The sequence below is a fragment of the Steroidobacter sp. genome, from assembly GCF_016790065.1.
In the GTDB taxonomy this organism is placed as follows: domain Bacteria; phylum Pseudomonadota; class Gammaproteobacteria; order Steroidobacterales; family Steroidobacteraceae; genus Steroidobacter.
The window spans coordinates 1-3,242 of the sequence record NZ_JAEUPY010000789.1; the positions used below are offsets into that span (position 1 = coordinate 1).

Genomic DNA, 3,242 nt, shown 5'->3' on the forward strand with positions numbered 1-3,242 from the left:
CGGCGGACGATACCGATCAGACTGGTCGTGGAATCAAGCTCGCTGGGCGCACGCACGCCACCGGCACTTCATTCGCTCTCGCAGCCGCTGACGCTGCGTCATGGGACGAGGCGAGAGATCTGCTACTGCGTGGTGCGATCGTCACGTGGGCGCAGGAGGCCAACCTGGATGCCAAGGCCACCGCATGGTTGCGCGACATCGCGCGAACCGATGGGTTGTCGGACGACTTTCGCCTGGCGCTGGCACTGAAACAATTGAACCCGGCCATTCCGATGATCTGCCGCGGCGAAATAGTAACGCCCGGTTGGCTGTTGGATCACATCGACGAAGGACACGCTCTGATCTGCGGCCCGGTACCGGATCTATTGCAGCGAATGGACGCAGAGCCGTGGCTCACGCGGCTCAAAGCTAGGGCGGCTGCCGTTCGAGAGCGCGCGAGCCAATTCGAGATCGAACTGAATGAAGACGATGTCCGCGTGCATGTCCTTTCGACTTCACGCAGCCGACTCGCAGCGCTGTGGGCAGAGCGCCGCGTGCTGCTGCCCGATACCGATCATCCTACGCTGCTGACCCTCGTCGAGCGCCGGCAAGCGAGTGAGGAAGAGCTGATACTGCTGCTGTCCGCCGCGGCAGGTCACTTCCGTACTCCGAACGAGATATTGAACGACGCCGCCACGCAAGCCATACGCGCTGGATTGGATGCATTTGATAGAAACGACGCCTTGGCGCAGCTACGACGGCAGCGGACTGACATCTATAAGCTGCTGGAGAATCGCATCTCCGGCTTTGTACGCAGCGGCATCGAACGCCTCGACGAATGGGCGGATCAGTTCCGTATGGAGCGCCGTCTGTCCCTGGCGCGCACACTCGTCATCCTTTCGATTCCGCAAGATGCGTGGCGCGAGCCGCCAGGACAACAGTACGTCGCAACGTTACTGGATTTCTTTGCAAGAAGACTGGCGAGCGCTGTGCAACGTGGGCCCCTGTCTCGCATGGTCATTGGTAAGACAGCCGCTCGCATCGATCTCGCGGAATTTGACACGCCGCGGATTCCGGCAGCTGCATTGCTCGATCGCATCCTGGTTCGCGGCGAGCAACTGTTCGATGTCGATCCGGCCGCGTTCGCCGGATCACCGATGTTGGAGCGGCGCGTACGCACGCTCCACAGCCATTCCACACTGTATCGGCGGGACACCGGCATCGACGGTTTGTATCTCGGCTTTCCGTTTCTACTGATGCAGGACATGCGCGCATCGGTGCGGCCGCGCATCGCGCCGATTCTATTGTGGCCGGTGAAGCTGAAACCCGAGACCGGCGCTTCCGGGCGCGTTTCGCTGGGTTTCGATCGCGACCGCGAAGAAGTACGGCTCAATCCGGCGCTGGACGGGTTGCTCGGACCTGAAGTCGCGCGTCAGTGGCAGACGCTCACTCATGAGCTGCTACATCGCCAAACTCTCACAGCCCCAGAGTTGATGGATGCCTTCAGCACATTGCTGCCGGCGCAAGGCCGAGTGCTCGTTCCATTGCCGGGCAAAGATACGCGAGTAAAGAGTGGCCAAGGGCAGCTTGCTTGCTGCGCGGTTGTGTTTCATCTCGCCTATGCAGGCCAGGCGATCGTGGAGGATCTGCGCCAGCTCAAGACAGTGCCGCCCACCGCCACTGCGCTCGCAACGTCGTTGCGACTGACCGAGTCGCCGCCGCAGGAGCCGGCTGTGCCGGTGCCGGAAATCGAACGTTTCTTTACTGCCGACAGCGATCCCTCTCAGGAAGCAGCGGTCTTCGAGGCACGCCGCGCGCCGGGCCTGGTCGTCGAAGGTCCACCGGGCACCGGCAAGAGCCAGACCATCGTCAACATGATCGCGGATGCTATCGGTCGCGATCGCAGCGTGCTGGTGGTGTGCCAGAAGCAACCCGCGCTCGATGTGGTTCGCAAGCGCCTCATCGCCGAAGGCTTCGGCAATCGTCTGATGATGATCACCGACGTGAATGCCGACCGCGAACGTGTGGTGCGCGCCGTGCGCGAACAGCTCGAATCCCTGCGCACCACAGCTTCCACCATGGAACAGGCGAAACGCACGCGCACTCAGCTCGCGGGCCGGCTGCAATCGTTGAAGTCGGATCTCGATAAATATCACCAGGCATTGCATGCGGTGGATCCTCAAACCGATCTCACCTATCGCGTATTGCTTGGTGACTTGCTCAACCTCGAGCGCAGTACTCCGCAGCCGATCGACGCTCCCGAGTTGCGCCAGTTGCTGGCAAGTTTGGATGTCACGAGCCTGATTGCATTGGAGGATGCCTGTAGCCCACTGGCGCGACACTGGTTGCCCGCGCGCTACGAAGGTAGCGCGCTGACTGCGATCAATTCGTTCGGGCCGGATGCGCGCGCGCTGAAGGCGTTCCAGTCCGGCTTCGAGGCATTTGCCCGGACGGAATTTCAACGCAATTCGGTCGTCGACCAGACGGCTGCCGCGCTTCGTGTGGCCGACGCTCGGACGGCGAGTACCTGGCTGGATACGTACGGACCTGTATTTCGTAGTCTCGACGCGGAGACGCGAGAGCGGCTGGCACGTTGGCTACCGCTGTTCGCCGAGAATGGGGCATCGGGCGAGGCTACAAAACTACTGACGGAGCTCGCTGAAATCAGCCAGCAAGTCCAGGTCATCCACCCTGGAACCTTCGATTCGACGCGAGTCCCGCTGACTCGCATTCGCGATGAGGCCTTGCATACGCTGCACTCTGCAGCCGAGCAACTGGCTGAATCAGCAGACTCGTTCTTCGCGCGCCTCTCACCGATCCGATGGATGAATGGTCGGCGGCTGCGCACTTTCTTTACACGGAACGCTATTGCAGAGGTCGCCGCCAGTCAGATGCTGCTGGCGATCCGGCACGAACGGGACCTACGCACACCTCGTCACCGGTTGAGCCGGATCGTTGCTCTCCTCTATCCCGGCGGACCGAGCGTCGAACAGCTTCCCAGAGCAACTCTGGAAAAGTTCGCGACGGATCTGAGAACGCAATTGGATTACGTTCGCCAGTTGGCGAGCTACATCGACGCCAGCCCGCACCCGACCGAAGCTACCAGCGCTCTGCGCGCTGGCACGATCGAAGCGTTCGAGAGTTTCAGCGCACGCGTAACGCAAGGATGCGAACGCCACACGACACGAGCTCGGTCATTGGCGGCACTTGCCAGCATCGACTCCTATCTCACCGAAGAGTGGCGCACCGCTCGGCATCAGCTG

At 61.6% G+C, this 3,242-nt stretch carries 1 protein-coding gene; it reads left to right on the forward strand.

Going from position 1 to position 3,242, the window contains the following annotated elements; all coding sequences use genetic code 11:
- The coding region (locus tag JNL55_RS31935) for a DUF4011 domain-containing protein (RefSeq protein ID WP_293864199.1) at positions 1 to 3,242 on the forward strand (3,242 nt) is incomplete at both ends.